The organism is Niallia oryzisoli (assembly GCF_036670025.1).
In the GTDB taxonomy this organism is placed as follows: domain Bacteria; phylum Bacillota; class Bacilli; order Bacillales; family Cytobacillaceae; genus Bacillus_BD; species Bacillus_BD oryzisoli.
Genome location: NZ_CP137640.1, coordinates 4668556 through 4681373 on the forward strand (window position 1 = coordinate 4668556; position 12818 = coordinate 4681373).

The window sequence follows — 12818 nt, forward strand, 5'->3', positions numbered from 1 at the left end:
CAACTAGAAAAGCAGGCTGCCACTGCGCCTGCTCCTTCCTCCACAAATTACATAAACCTTTTCAATTCCTGATTTCGCAATTCAACACGACGGATTTTTCCTGAAGAAGTTTTTGGTAAATGTTCAACAAATTCTATTCTCCGCGGGTATTTATAAGGTGCTGTCATTTCTTTCACATGACGCTGAAGCAGCGTTACAAGTTCGGCTTCATTTTCCTTAACCCCTTCTTTTAGCACGACAAAAGCCTTTACAACATTTCCGCGGTCTTTATCAGGACTGGCTACAACTGCACATTCTTTGACTAATGGATGTTTAACAAGTGCATCCTCAACCTCAAACGGTCCAATCGTATACCCTGAACTAATAATGATATCGTCACTTCTGCCTTCAAACCAGAAATACCCTTCTTCATCCTTCTTAGCCCTGTCGCCTGTCACATAATAATCACCGCGATATTGTGCCATTGTTCTTTCAGGTTCCTTATAATATTCTTTAAACAATGCTGGCGTATCCTTATGGACAGCTATATCCCCTACTTCTCCGACTGAACAAATCTCACCAGCATCATTAATGATTTCTACCGTGTTGCCTGGTGTAGGTTTACCCATTGACCCCGGCTTTAACTCCATATCCTTCATAATCCCAACTAAGAGAGTATTTTCAGTTTGACCATATCCATCCCGAACTTTGAGATCAAAGCACCGTTGAAATGTTTCAATCACTTCACGATTCAACGGCTCTCCAGCAGAGACAGCACTGTGTATATTTGACAAATTATAATCACCTAAGTGATCAACCTTTGCCATCAAGCGGTACTCCGTTGGTGTACAGCAAAGTACATTCACCTTATTTTTTTCAAGCAGCGTTAAATACTTCTCAGGTTCAAATTTCCCATGGTACGCAAAACCGGTTGCACCCGAACCTAGTACAGCTAAGAACGGACTCCAAATCCATTTCATCCACCCAGGACCTGCAGTTGCCCATACGATGTCGTTTTCATTGATACTAAGCCAATGCGGTGCAGCTGTTCTAAGATGGGCATAGGCCCACCCATGTGTATGTACAACGGCTTTTGGATTGCCTGTTGTCCCTGATGTATAAGATAAAAAGGCCATATCATCACGGCTTGTATCAGCCATTTCAAGCTCAGCGGAAGCTGTTTGCATTTTCAGATCTAACCGTTCCCAGCCTTCTTTATCATTGCCGATAATAAATTTAACTATCTGGTTCATTTCAGCAATCGGCTCAAATTCATCCGCATATGGATAATAGCTGATTACCCCTTTCACACCACCATGCATAATGCGGTATTGGAGATCTTTCGTTCGAAGCATTTCTGAACTTGGAATAACAACAAGTCCTAGTTTAAGGGCGGCTAAATAAACCTCATAGGCCTCAATTAAGCGTGGGATAATAATGAGTATTACATCGCCTTTTTTTAATCCTTTATCTAAAAATACATTACCAATTTTATTAGCACCAGACATTAATGACTCATATGAAATTTCTTTCGTTTCACCATCATGACTTTCCCACTTAATAGCAATCTTTCCTTTTTGTTTTGCAAAACGTTCCATTTCTGAAACAAGATTGTACTGTAACGGTGCAATCAAATCTTCACGTTTCATGTTATTCGCCTCCAAAATCATCTATTTTCCATCATATCACATTTTAAGCAATTTTCTAAGAAAAACTTCAACCAGATATTATGAGTAAGTACTAAATATAATTGCATTTCTATAGTGATTGCACAAATTAAAAGGAGCGGGATTGCTCCCACTCCTTGTAGCCATCTTCTATTTATTTTTTATTATTGTTGAGAAAATCCAGCCATTTGTTGTTGAGCTGTTTGTACTAGACGCTTAGTAATTTCTCCACCAACAGATCCGTTAGCACGAGAAGTTGTATCAGCACCAAGGTTGACACCAAACTCAGAAGCAATTTCATATTTCATTTGGTCAAGAGCTTGTTGTACCCCAGGAACTAGTAATTGGTTTGAGTTGTTGTTGTTTGCCATGTGATATCACCTCCTTGTGATAATAGAATGTGTAGTATCACATGACTTCATTCAACTTTCCCCTTGGTAATTTGTAGACCTAATGTAAGAAAATAGAAACTTTTGTATTAAAAAAGTTCATCGAAAGCATCGATTTTATTTTCCTGCGGTTTTATGTCGATTGTTTCGATATTGGCAACTGCTTTTTGAATGTAGGGCTCAAAGTCAATATAACTTTCATAATGAATAACCTTATCCCGTTTCGGCTTTGTTTTTGGAGAGGCTGGAACAAAAATCGTACAGCAATCCTCAAAAGGTCTAATGGATATGTCATGTGTATCAATGGATTGGGCAATTTCAACAATATCAGACTTATCCATCATAATAAGCGGTCTTAAGATTGGTGTGTTCGTCACATCATTGATGGCAAACATGCTTTCAAGTGTTTGACTCGCTACTTGACCGAGACTTTCTCCCGTGACAATGGCAAGTGCTTCTTGTCTTTCACGAATCCTGTCTGTGATACGGAGCATCAATCTTCTCGTTGTCGTCATTGTATAATTTTCTGGAACCTGCTTATGAATTAATTGCTGAATTTCGGTAAAAGGAACAATATGCAGGCGAAAATGTCCGCTAAAGGAAGCTAATTTTGCTGATAAATCAATGACTTTTTGTTTGGCACGCTCACTCGTAAATGGGGGACTATAAAAATGGACGCCTTCTAGTTGTAATCCTCTTTTCATTGATACAAACCCTGCAACCGGACTGTCAATACCACCCGAAAGCATTAACATTGCCTTTCCGCTTGATCCTGCCGGAAGCCCTCCTGCACCTTGGATCGTTTCACAGGATATATAGGCCGCCTCTGGTCTGATTTCGATTTGCATATTTATATCCGGTTGTTTGACGTTAACCGTTAAATTCGGGACATTTTGCAGGATATGAGAGCCAAAAACATGATTTAATTCATTCGTTTCCATAAAATACGTTTTATCTGCACGTTTTGTTGTGATTTTAAATGTCTGACCTTCTTTGTATACCTTTTTGAAAAGATCAAGTACAGCAGCCTTCATTTCTTCGATATCTTTACTCGTTTTAATCACAGGACTGAAAGATTGAATCCCAAAGACACCCTTCAAGCGTTCAATAATTTGACGGCCATCTTCTCCATTTAAGATGACGTACGTACGGTCCCTCGTACTCCTAATGGATACATTGGGAAATTCATGTAATGTACCTCTTATACTATTTGCCAATTTCTCAATAAATTTACTGCGGTTTCTTCCTTTTGTGGAAAGTTCTCCGTAGCGGATTAAAATGCGGTCATAGTTCATATTATTTCATTACCTTTCTTAACTCTTCGATCGTTTCCTTTATTGCAGAAAGCACGGTATTAACTTCATCCATTGTATTCGAATAAGACAAGCTTAACCGTATTGCACTGCCAGCTCTTTCTTCCTGGATACCCATCGCTAGAAGTGTGCTGCTGGTTGTCTTCTGTTTCGAAGAACAAGCGGATGTCGTCGAAACAAATATCTCTTTTTCTTCAAGAGAATGAACAAATACTTCAGACTTTAAATGAGGTATAGAAAAATTCAATATATGTGGTGCGGCATGTTTTTCAGGAGTGTTCACGACAGTCCCTTCTATCTGTGACAATCCATCCCGTAAACGTTTAGAAATCAGGTTTAATTGACCTAATTCCTGTTGTTGTTTTTCTAGGATCATACGTAAAGCTTTTGCTAAACTCACCGCTCCGGCTACATTCTCTGTTCCGCTTCTCAGATTCTTTTCCTGACCTCCGCCATTCAATAACGGATTTATTTTAACTCCATCGCGAACAAACAGCAAACCAGTCCCTTTAACACCATGGAACTTGTGGGCTGAAATAGAGCAAAGATCAATATGGCAATCATTTATGTTTAACGCTACTTTTCCAATTCCTTGAACATGATCAACATGAAACTTTATTTTCGGATAATGCTTCAATAATTGCCCAATCTCTTTTATAGGCTGAATCGTTCCAACTTCATTATTAACATGCATAACGGACACAAGAATCGTATCTTCACGAATCGCATTCTCAATTGTTGTGACATTGATTCTTCCATTTGAATCAACCGGAACTTCCGTCACATCAAAACCAAAGCCCTCCAGCTGTTTAATTGACTCCCGGACAGATGGATGTTCAATATTTGTCGTGATTAGATGACGTCCAAGTTTTTTATTGGCAAACGCGGTACCTTTAATAGCTAAATTATTCCCTTCCGTACCGCCGGAAGTAAAATAAATTTCGTTGGACTGTACATTCAAGAACTTTGCCGCTTGCGCTCTTGCCTGACTGAGCAGCTTTTCAGCCAGCCCGCCAAAATTATGTAATGATGATGGGTTGCCAAAATACTCGGTAGAAACCTTTACAAAAGAATCAAGCACTTCTGGAAACGGCTTCGTTGTGGCACTATTATCAAAATAAATCATCGTTTTTCTTTCTCCCTTTCGTTACGGATCACCTAACTTAAAATGTTATCATAATCATTGGATTTTGGAAAATAGTATTAATATGAAAAAAAGCCTGCTGTTATCAGCAGGCCTTTTTCAAATTACACCTCTAAAAGTTCTTCTAATCGTTTTAATGCGCCAGGGTCTACTCTTTCAATCGCAGCAGATGCAACTTCAAAGGCCTCTTTGTATTCAAAGGATCTGAATAGACTTTCTGCCTCTTTTAGGGCTTTATCGACAGAAGCATATCTGCTTCTGTAACGGTTTCCGTATTGGATAACCCGCTCAGCAAGCTTAACCATCTCAAAAAGTTCTTCCGTCTCTTTTGTTACTTTTTCAACCGTTAGAACCGCTAGTTCTAAATATTCCTGAACAACCGGAATATCCAGCGGCTTATCATTCAACTTTTTAATGACATCTTTAATGCTGTCATGTGCATCTTCTAGTAGATCTTTAAAGTCCTCCGAAACACCGGGAACATTACTGTTAGATATCAACCGAATGGTTTCGGCTACCTTTTTCTTGAGATCTTTTACTTTATCTCTTGCAGCTAATTCTTCTTTACGTAATGCCAGCAACTTCTGGCTAAAGGCAGCTTGTTCTGCAACTAGTATATCTAGCATTTCTTTAACCGCTGTCATATCCATGCTCAAATGTGAATAAGCTGTCAGGTTCTCGTCCATTTTATATTCCAACAGTTCATATCGTTTAAATAACTGATCGAGCTGTTTTGCTAAAGATTTCACAACTTCTAAATCAGCATCTTGAAGATGATAACTTTCTTGAACATGTGCAATTTCGTGATTTAATTCACTATTTACTTTTTTAGCAGACTGGAGCATATCCAAAATTTCTCGATCCCGTTGACTGATTTCATGCTTTGCCATTACTTCCTTTTCGAGCAGATCATACACGGTATCAATACTTTCTTTCCAATTCACTACTTTTTCCTGAATTTCTTCCATATCCGATACTTCTATTTTGCCGAAGGTTTCTGCTAATTCAAGTGAGATTCTTTCTACTTCTTTTTCGGCTTGAATATGGTCAAGTACATAGCCTTCTGTATGCATTTCTTTATATCCTTCTGTTAATTCATGTAATTGAGAAGGAATAGTTGATTGACATTCCATTAATAAATTAGGAATAATTTCCATATCCCTTTTTGTTTTTTCTAAGCAATTATGGATAGAAACGACAATTTCCCGTGCCTGTAAATAATTGCCGTTCGTCGTTTTTTCATCAAAGTCGCTAAACTTCTTTGAGACTTCCTCTAGCCTTTTTTCAAGACTCTTTTCCATTTTCCCAAAAGAATAGCGGTGCGCCAGCAGCGTTTTTTTACTTTCTCGGTATACTTCCTTCAAATCTTCAATTTCAAGGCGATTCTTTTCCTCACTGCCAACCAGCTCTTGTAGTTCATCCAGTAATTGTTTCATTTTTTCTTCAATATTTTCTAATACTGAACTGATTTCCGTTTGGACAACTTTTGCTTTTTTAAAGCGATATTTATCAATATGCTCTTCTGCATCAAACAGCAATTCTTCAAGATCCGGCAGCTGAACTGTAATAATTTCATCCCAAGTGTTTCGCCATCGTTCAAAACGTTCTTCTGTTTCACCGTTCATATTTAACTGCTTAACCTTTTGCAACTCATCTAGTACAGGGCGAGTGGTAATGTCAATTTTCCACGATTCTAGCCGATCTGTCTCCTTATAAAATTTTTTCTTCATAAAAAACCCCGCTAGGAATATACAAATTAAAACTGCAATTCCTCCGATTATGTATTCCATTGTAAGCCCCCTGTTCTATAACGAGCTGATTCTATTTTTTATATAAATTTTTTTTTGCAATTTGTATGATTCATATCCAAATAATGCCTAGCATTATGACAATCATGAAAACTAGCTTTGAAGTGGATTTAGGAAGAAATATGAAGAGCCGAGGTTATATATATTTCTATGTGAGGCTCTGTGCATGTTCTTTTCAATGTTTTTATGATACCATGTAAACGACGATTTTTGACTATTAAAATTTAATTTTTTGTAGAATTATTTAACTGACTTTTTTCAACCAACCATAAAAGAATTTTTTACATATTTCTGAAAACATTATCTATATTAACACAAAAATACAAAAATTTTAAATAATTGAACTTTTTTGTGAAGATTAAATATTGGGGGATTAACCATGGTTAAAAAAGATGGACATATTCATACTCCATTTTGTCCGCACGGATCAAATGACCACTTTGAAAAGTATATTGAAAGAGCGCTTTCACTAGGGTTTACAGAGATTTCTTTTACAGAGCATGCACCCCTGCCGGAGGGATTCAATGATACAACGCCAACGAAAGACAGTGCTATGTCCTGGGGAAATTTGGACCATTATTTCGAAGAGATAGAGCGAGTTAAACTGCTGTACAGGAACAAAATTCAAATTAATTGTGGACTTGAGGTCGATTTTATTGAAGGATTTGAAAGAGAGACGACCGCTGCCCTTAACAAAATTGGCACAATGCTCGACGATGCAATTTTATCAGTACATTTTCTGAAACGCGAGGGACAATATGATTGCCTGGACTATAGTCCACAGGGGTTTGAAGAAATGATTTCTATCTATGGCTCTGTCGAAGAAATCTATCAAAAGTACTATGAAACCGTAAAACTGTCTATCGAAGCCGATCTAGGCACCTTTAAACCAAGAAGAATCGGTCATATTACCCTTGTTCATAAATTTCAAAAGCGTTTTCCCTTTCATGGTGATGAAAAAAACGCCCTGTTACAGTTATTAAAAATAATAAAAAAAGAAGGCTATGAACTCGATTATAATGGTGCTGGAACAGCAAAACCATTATGCCGCGAGCCATATCCCCCTGACTGGGTTATACAGGAAGCAAATAGATTACAGATTCCGCTTGTCTATGGATCTGATGCACATCAATCGAAAGAACTAGGACAAGGCTATGAGCGTCTCCTATCAGTGCCGCTCTAAAATATAACGAAGACTTCCGCCGCCTGCTTGTTTTTGTTTCGATCTTCGCACCGGAACATTCTTAAGAGTTAATGGCGGCACAGCTTCGTTGTATTGTTTTAATGTTTTAGAAGAAGGAATTAAAATGCCCTCAAGCCAGCTTGTAATTTCAAGAATATATTTTTCAGCAAAGTACTTTTCATGTGGAAATAGATGAAGCACTTCAGAAATATATTGACTATTTAAAAATGGCATAGATAATAAACCCTTTAATTGAATAATAAAAAAGTTGATATTCACCTTTTTAAATTCCTGATGGGATATCCCCTTTTCCAAAATTTCCGAAAGCAGATAACGCTCTTTTGTCAGATAGGTAGACATCATTTCACGGACCACTTGAGTATCCAGTGATAGCTCACGGAGAATAAATCGCGTTAAATGTAAATTCATGCTTTGGAAATGAACAATATTCTGAACAACCTTTTTTATACAGGCAAATGCATCAGCCTCAAGGACTGCCATCCCTTTTTCTAACTCCTTTAAATATTCCTCATAGTAATGCGTAAAACAATATTCTAAAAGACCATTTTTATTTTGAAAATAATAGGCGATATTCGCAACATTAACCTTTGCTTTTCCAGCAATGTCTCTGACAGACGTACCTTGAAATCCTTTCGTATTAAACAAGAAAATAGCAGCTTGGATTATTTCCTCTTTCGAGTTTTTTTTCATTATAAACCCCTCACTATTAGTGATTTTATCAATATTGGGCGAAAGTATTCTATCTATAAGAAAATTCGCTCTTCAGCCCTGCAATCCTTTAAAAAAAACTCGACAAATACGAATGCAGTTCATGCCGTTTCGCTAATATAAAATGATCCATTTCGTCGTTTCTGTAGAAAAATGTATCTACCTGATATTAATTTTCGGAAAAAGAAACAACTCCTGAGTTGTCAGGAGTTGTTTGATATTGTTAAGAGTCTTGTCTAACCACTTTATTTTTCCCTGTTTTTTTCGCCAAATACAGTGCATTATCGGCACGTTTAAATAAATCTTGATAGTTATCTTGAACCTCACTTTTCCAGCATGTAACGCCGCAGGAGATCGTGACAGTTGGATTTGTAGATTCTCTTACCCGTTGGACTAACCTTTCAGCAATTTTCACACCAGTTTCAATCTGCACTTTCGGCAAGTAGATTGCCAGCTCTTCACCACCCCAGCGGGCACCAATATCCGTCCCGCGGATATTGGAATGAATAATTTTTGAAACTTGAATAATGACTTCATCACCAATTTGGTGGCCATATGTGTCATTTATAACTTTAAAATTATCGATATCGATTAATATGAAAGTCGCACCTTCATCCAATTGCATAGATTTCTGGATCTGCTCATCAAGATACATTCGCGAATACAATTTCGTTAAATGATCAGTTACTACTAATTTCTCAAGTTTTTCTCTTAAAAGTGTATTCGTAAAGGCTAATGTTGAATGATGGATGAGAGAAAGGAACAGCTTATACGTGTCAAATGAAAATGCATATGGGTCATGGTGCAGAACTAAAACAAATCCATTCAAAACATTTGATTGACTCATCGGCACCGCCATTGCCGATTTATAAGTCGAAAGTTGGGTTGTTTCGGAAGACAATTTTAAATCACCGATAAATAATGATTCCTTCTCTTTAAGAAGTCTTTCTTTGACATACTTAATATAGGGTTTAGCCTCATCGGTAAAAAAGAAAGAAGTACTTCCCTGTTGTACATCATTTTGCGTTTCAGCGGAAGAAAACTGTATAAAACCGACTTCTTCAGCTGCGAGTGATTTGACAATTTGCTTTGACATGTAGAACATGGTTTCAGTAAGCCTAAGATTAGAATTTAAGTGATGACTCGTTTCATTAATCAATTGTAAGTCTGCTATCAACCGCTTAGACTGCTCATAAAGTTGAGCATTTTCAATGGCTCCCCCGGCTGTATTGGCAAGAACCGTAATAAATTCAACTTCATTTTTTGGAAAAACAAGAGTGTTTGGCGACGTAACTTGCAGTACCCCGTAGACACCTTGTTTCCCTTTTAACGGTGCATACAAAATCGATTTACGCTCTGTTATAGAAACCTCAAATTGAATGGTTCCGGTCACATACGATTGCATAATTTCCTTATTTTTACTAGTATAATTAAATTCTTTAATTGGTAATCCTTCATAGCCTTTATGATCCTGCGAAAGAAATAAGAAATAGGTAAATGTTGGATAGACCGCCTGCAGGGAATCAATAATTTCTCCAAGGACAGATTTCATATTCATCGTTGAATGGACCTTTTCCGTGACCCGGAATAGTTGTTTGTAGCGCTTTTCCTCTACAAACAATTTGGTTAGTTTTTGAGCCTTTTGCAAGAAAAGTCCACATTCAACACTTAATTTTTCAAGAACCTGTTCGGTTAATTGGGAAAATAATTGACCTTCTTTTTTTAACACAAGATAGCTTTGAATACGTTCGTTATTTCTCAGAGGGATTAATAAGTCATAGTGGTTAAAAGCGTGAAACTGAAAGGGCCTTCGGTATAGTCTCATTTCTTGATGATCTTCATAGGAAAAATGAATCGCAACAAAGTTTCGTTTTACTTCTGAATTTGTTGAAGCCTCAACAACCAATTGTTGGTTTCGTTCATCATAATGATAGAGCGTCACCTCTTCAGCGTGCATTAGCTGCTTAATCGTTACGAGCATATCTTCTAAGATCGCATCATATTGCAATTGATGATATTCTGTTGAGATTATATCAAAAAAGCGACTTTTTAAATTCAGAATAATACGTTCCCCGAGCAATTCCATAATAAACCTCACCTAGTTTTTATCCTGATCTATTTTTCACTGCAAATAGTTTCCTTAGGCTATATTATACATGCATTTAACTGAATTTACCAAATGAAGAAATCATGTCGCTTGTCTTCATTATAAGTTTCCGTCTGTTTCCCTAAACCAGCCTTGACATTTATATAACAATAATTATATAATAGCCTTTGTGTAAAATATGCAGCTAATGTGAATACTTTTTTGGCATCATTTTGTTCCTCAGGTTGCACTAAGACGGTGTATTGAGTAACCCTTGCTGCAGGGCGAAGGTACATGAAAACAAAATGACTAAGAAAGATCTCACATCTGTTTTTATTTTACCAAAAATAAAAACATAGAGGAGGAGTCATTCATGGCTCGTTATACAGGTCCAAGCTGGAAACTGTCTCGTCGTTTAGGTATCTCTTTAAGCGGCACTGGTAAAGAATTAGAAAAGCGTCCTTACGCTCCTGGACAACATGGTCCAAACCAACGTAAAAAACTATCTGAATATGGTTTACAATTACAAGAAAAGCAAAAGCTTCGCCATATGTATGGTGTAAACGAGCGTCAATTCCGCAATCTTTTTGATAAAGCCGGAAAACTTGCTGGTATCCATGGTGAAAACTTTATGATTCTTTTAGAATCTCGCTTAGATAACGTTGTTTACCGTTTAGGTTTAGCGCGTACTCGCCGTCAAGCTCGTCAGCTTGTTAACCACGGTCATATTCTAGTAGATGGCAAACGCGTTGATATTCCTTCTTACCGCGTTCAACCTGGTCAAACAATCGGTGTTCGTGAAAAATCACGTAACCTTGACATCATCAAAGAAGCAATCGAAGTGAACAACTTTGTTCCTGATTTCTTAACTTTTGATGCTGATAAACTAGAAGGTACATTCACTCGTTTACCAGAGCGTTCTGAACTTCCAGCTGAAATTAACGAAGCATTTATCGTTGAGTTCTACTCTCGTTAATGATACGTTTAAAAAACCTTGCCAAATCGGCAAGGTTTTTTATTATGATTAATATTTGATTAAGTAATATTTCTTTTTACCGCGGCGAATGACTGTGAACTGTCCTTCAATCCGGTCTTTGGCTGTAACAAGATAATCCGTTTCTGTTACGCGTTCTCCGTTAATAGACACAGCCCCATTTGTCACATCTTCACGTGCCTGTCTTTTGGAAGGAGCAATTTTTGCAGCTATTAATAGCTCAACAATATTGATTTCTTCCCCAGAAGTATGCTCATAGGATGGGACGTCTTTAAAGCCTTGTTTAATTTCAGCTGCTGTTAAGTTTTGAATGTCGCCATTAAATAGTGCGTCTGTAATCTTCATTGCCTGCTCAAGTGCTTCCTGACCATGAATTAACTTTGTCATCGCTTCTGCCAATGCTTTTTGCGCTTTACGTAAATGAGGCTCAGTCTGGACAGATGCTTCTAACTCTTCAATTTCTTCTTTTGATAAGAAAGTGAAAAACTTCAAATATTTGATGACATCCGCATCAGCAGTATTGATCCAGAATTGATAGAACTCATACGGTGAGGTTTTTTCAGGGTCAAGCCAAACAGCTCCGCTTTCTGTTTTACCAAATTTTGTTCCATCTGCTTTAGTAACTAGAGGAATCGTCAATCCAAATGCTTTTGAGCCTTCCGGTGCCATTTTTCGGATTAATTCGAGACCTGTTGTAATATTACCCCATTGGTCACTTCCACCAACCTGCATTTTACAATTATGTTTCTCATAAAGGTGTAAGAAATCCATCGCCTGTAAAATTGTATAGGTAAATTCAGTGAATGAAATCCCTGTTTCAAGTCTGTTTGCAATTGTATCCTTTGCCAGCATATAGTTTACACCGACATGTTTTCCATAATCGCGTAGGAATGTAACAATATCCATAGAGCCGGCCCAGTCATAGTTATTAACCATAATTGCCCCTTGTTCGCCTTCAAAATCGAATATATGGCTCAATTGTTTCTGGATGCATTCAACATTATGCTGAATTGTTTCAGTTGTTTGAAGTTTACGCTCCTCACTTTTTCCACTTGGATCACCGATCATCCCTGTAGCCCCGCCGACAAGTACGATTGGACGATGTCCATGCTGCTGGAACCGTCTTAGGGTTAGAAACGGTAATAAGTGACCGATGTGCATACTATCTGCAGTAGGATCCACACCGCAGTATAGTGAAATTTTTTCTTTATCCAATGTTTCTTTAATACCTTCTTCATCTGTCTGCTGGTAGATAATTCCTCTCCATTGTAAATCCTCAAGTAAATTCATTTTGTTTTCCTCCTTAAAAAATAAAAAGCGTCCCTGCAAACATGCAGGGACGCAAAAATATGCGCGGTACCACCCAAATTGGAGAATTCATTCTCCCACTCAAAAAGATAACGGATTAACCGGTCACTAGTACTAGAAAAGCGAAACTATCTTGCCTAAAAATCCGCTATTTTTCTTAGTGAAAGCTCAGGGCGGTAATTCATCACTTCTATTTGCACCAGCTTACAGCAGCCGCT

At 37.6% G+C, this 12818-nt stretch carries 10 protein-coding genes and 1 other annotated feature (1 of these 11 running past the window's edge); of the genes, 2 read left to right on the plus strand and 8 right to left on the minus strand.

Annotation, left to right across the window (positions count from 1 at the left end; genetic code table 11):
- Positions 1–47: 47 nt before the first annotated feature.
- The 5 genes from mbcS to ezrA all read right to left on the minus strand — a co-directional run bounded on the left by mbcS (position 48) and on the right by ezrA (position 6282).
- Positions 48–1628, minus strand: a complete 1581-nt coding sequence (gene mbcS / locus R4Z09_RS23355; RefSeq protein ID WP_338449121.1) for an acyl-CoA synthetase MbcS — start codon at positions 1626–1628, stop codon at positions 48–50.
- Between the two features lie 182 nt (positions 1629–1810).
- On the minus strand, positions 1811–2017 hold the full coding sequence (locus R4Z09_RS23360) for an alpha/beta-type small acid-soluble spore protein (protein WP_150439021.1): 207 nt from the start codon (positions 2015–2017) through the stop codon (positions 1811–1813).
- A gap of 107 nt (positions 2018–2124) precedes the next feature.
- Entirely contained in the window at positions 2125–3330 is a 1206-nt protein-coding gene (gene thiI, locus R4Z09_RS23365) for a tRNA uracil 4-sulfurtransferase ThiI (RefSeq protein WP_338449122.1), read from the minus strand.
- 1 nt (position 3331) lies between these two features.
- On the minus strand, positions 3332–4474 hold the full coding sequence (locus tag R4Z09_RS23370) for a cysteine desulfurase family protein (RefSeq protein ID WP_338449123.1): 1143 nt from the start codon (positions 4472–4474) through the stop codon (positions 3332–3334).
- 122 nt (positions 4475–4596) lie between these two features.
- A complete protein-coding gene (gene ezrA, locus R4Z09_RS23375) occupies positions 4597–6282 on the minus strand; it encodes a septation ring formation regulator EzrA (RefSeq protein ID WP_338449124.1) in 1686 nt (561 codons plus the stop codon).
- A 397-nt stretch (positions 6283–6679) separates the two neighbouring features.
- On the opposite strand from ezrA, the gene hisJ reads away from it, so the two are divergent.
- A complete protein-coding gene (gene hisJ, locus R4Z09_RS23380; RefSeq protein ID WP_338449125.1) occupies positions 6680–7483 on the plus strand; it encodes a histidinol-phosphatase HisJ in 804 nt (267 codons plus the stop codon).
- On the opposite strand, the gene refZ is transcribed toward hisJ, so the two are convergent.
- Both refZ and R4Z09_RS23390 read right to left on the minus strand, forming a co-directional pair.
- The gene (refZ, locus tag R4Z09_RS23385; protein WP_338449126.1) at positions 7469–8194 is read right to left on the minus strand and encodes a forespore capture DNA-binding protein RefZ; all 726 of its coding nucleotides are present in this window, start codon (positions 8192–8194) and stop codon (positions 7469–7471) included. The two genes, hisJ and refZ, sit on opposite strands and share 15 nt — an antisense overlap.
- Positions 8195–8435: 241 nt before the next feature.
- Positions 8436–10298: a sensor domain-containing diguanylate cyclase gene (locus R4Z09_RS23390; RefSeq protein WP_338449127.1), complete on the minus strand. Its 1863-nt coding sequence runs from the start codon at positions 10296–10298 to the stop codon at positions 8436–8438.
- Between the two features lie 373 nt (positions 10299–10671).
- On the opposite strand from R4Z09_RS23390, the gene rpsD reads away from it, so the two are divergent.
- The gene (gene rpsD, locus R4Z09_RS23395; protein ID WP_338449128.1) at positions 10672–11274 is read left to right on the plus strand and encodes a 30S ribosomal protein S4; all 603 of its coding nucleotides are present in this window, start codon (positions 10672–10674) and stop codon (positions 11272–11274) included.
- A gap of 48 nt (positions 11275–11322) precedes the next feature.
- Here rpsD and tyrS read toward each other — a convergent pair whose 3' ends face one another.
- A complete protein-coding gene (gene tyrS / locus R4Z09_RS23400; protein WP_338449129.1) occupies positions 11323–12582 on the minus strand; it encodes a tyrosine--tRNA ligase in 1260 nt (419 codons plus the stop codon).
- A gap of 42 nt (positions 12583–12624) precedes the next feature.
- Positions 12625–12818 (minus strand) — a binding site (T-box leader) (it continues 53 nt past the right edge of the window).

Coding starts and splice junctions, on each gene's coding strand:
- mbcS (WP_338449121.1), bottom strand. CDS start 1,628: ATGAAACGTGAAGATTTGATTGCACCGTTACAGTACAATCTTGTTTCA.
- R4Z09_RS23360 (WP_150439021.1), bottom strand. CDS start 2,017: ATGGCAAACAACAACAACTCAAACCAATTACTAGTTCCTGGGGTACAA.
- thiI (WP_338449122.1), bottom strand. CDS start 3,330: ATGAACTATGACCGCATTTTAATCCGCTACGGAGAACTTTCCACAAAA.
- R4Z09_RS23370 (WP_338449123.1), bottom strand. CDS start 4,474: ATGATTTATTTTGATAATAGTGCCACAACGAAGCCGTTTCCAGAAGTG.
- ezrA (WP_338449124.1), bottom strand. CDS start 6,282: ATGGAATACATAATCGGAGGAATTGCAGTTTTAATTTGTATATTCCTA.
- hisJ (WP_338449125.1), top strand. CDS start 6,680: ATGGTTAAAAAAGATGGACATATTCATACTCCATTTTGTCCGCACGGA.
- refZ (WP_338449126.1), bottom strand. CDS start 8,194: ATGAAAAAAAACTCGAAAGAGGAAATAATCCAAGCTGCTATTTTCTTG.
- R4Z09_RS23390 (WP_338449127.1), bottom strand. CDS start 10,298: ATGGAATTGCTCGGGGAACGTATTATTCTGAATTTAAAAAGTCGCTTT.
- rpsD (WP_338449128.1), top strand. CDS start 10,672: ATGGCTCGTTATACAGGTCCAAGCTGGAAACTGTCTCGTCGTTTAGGT.
- tyrS (WP_338449129.1), bottom strand. CDS start 12,582: ATGAATTTACTTGAGGATTTACAATGGAGAGGAATTATCTACCAGCAG.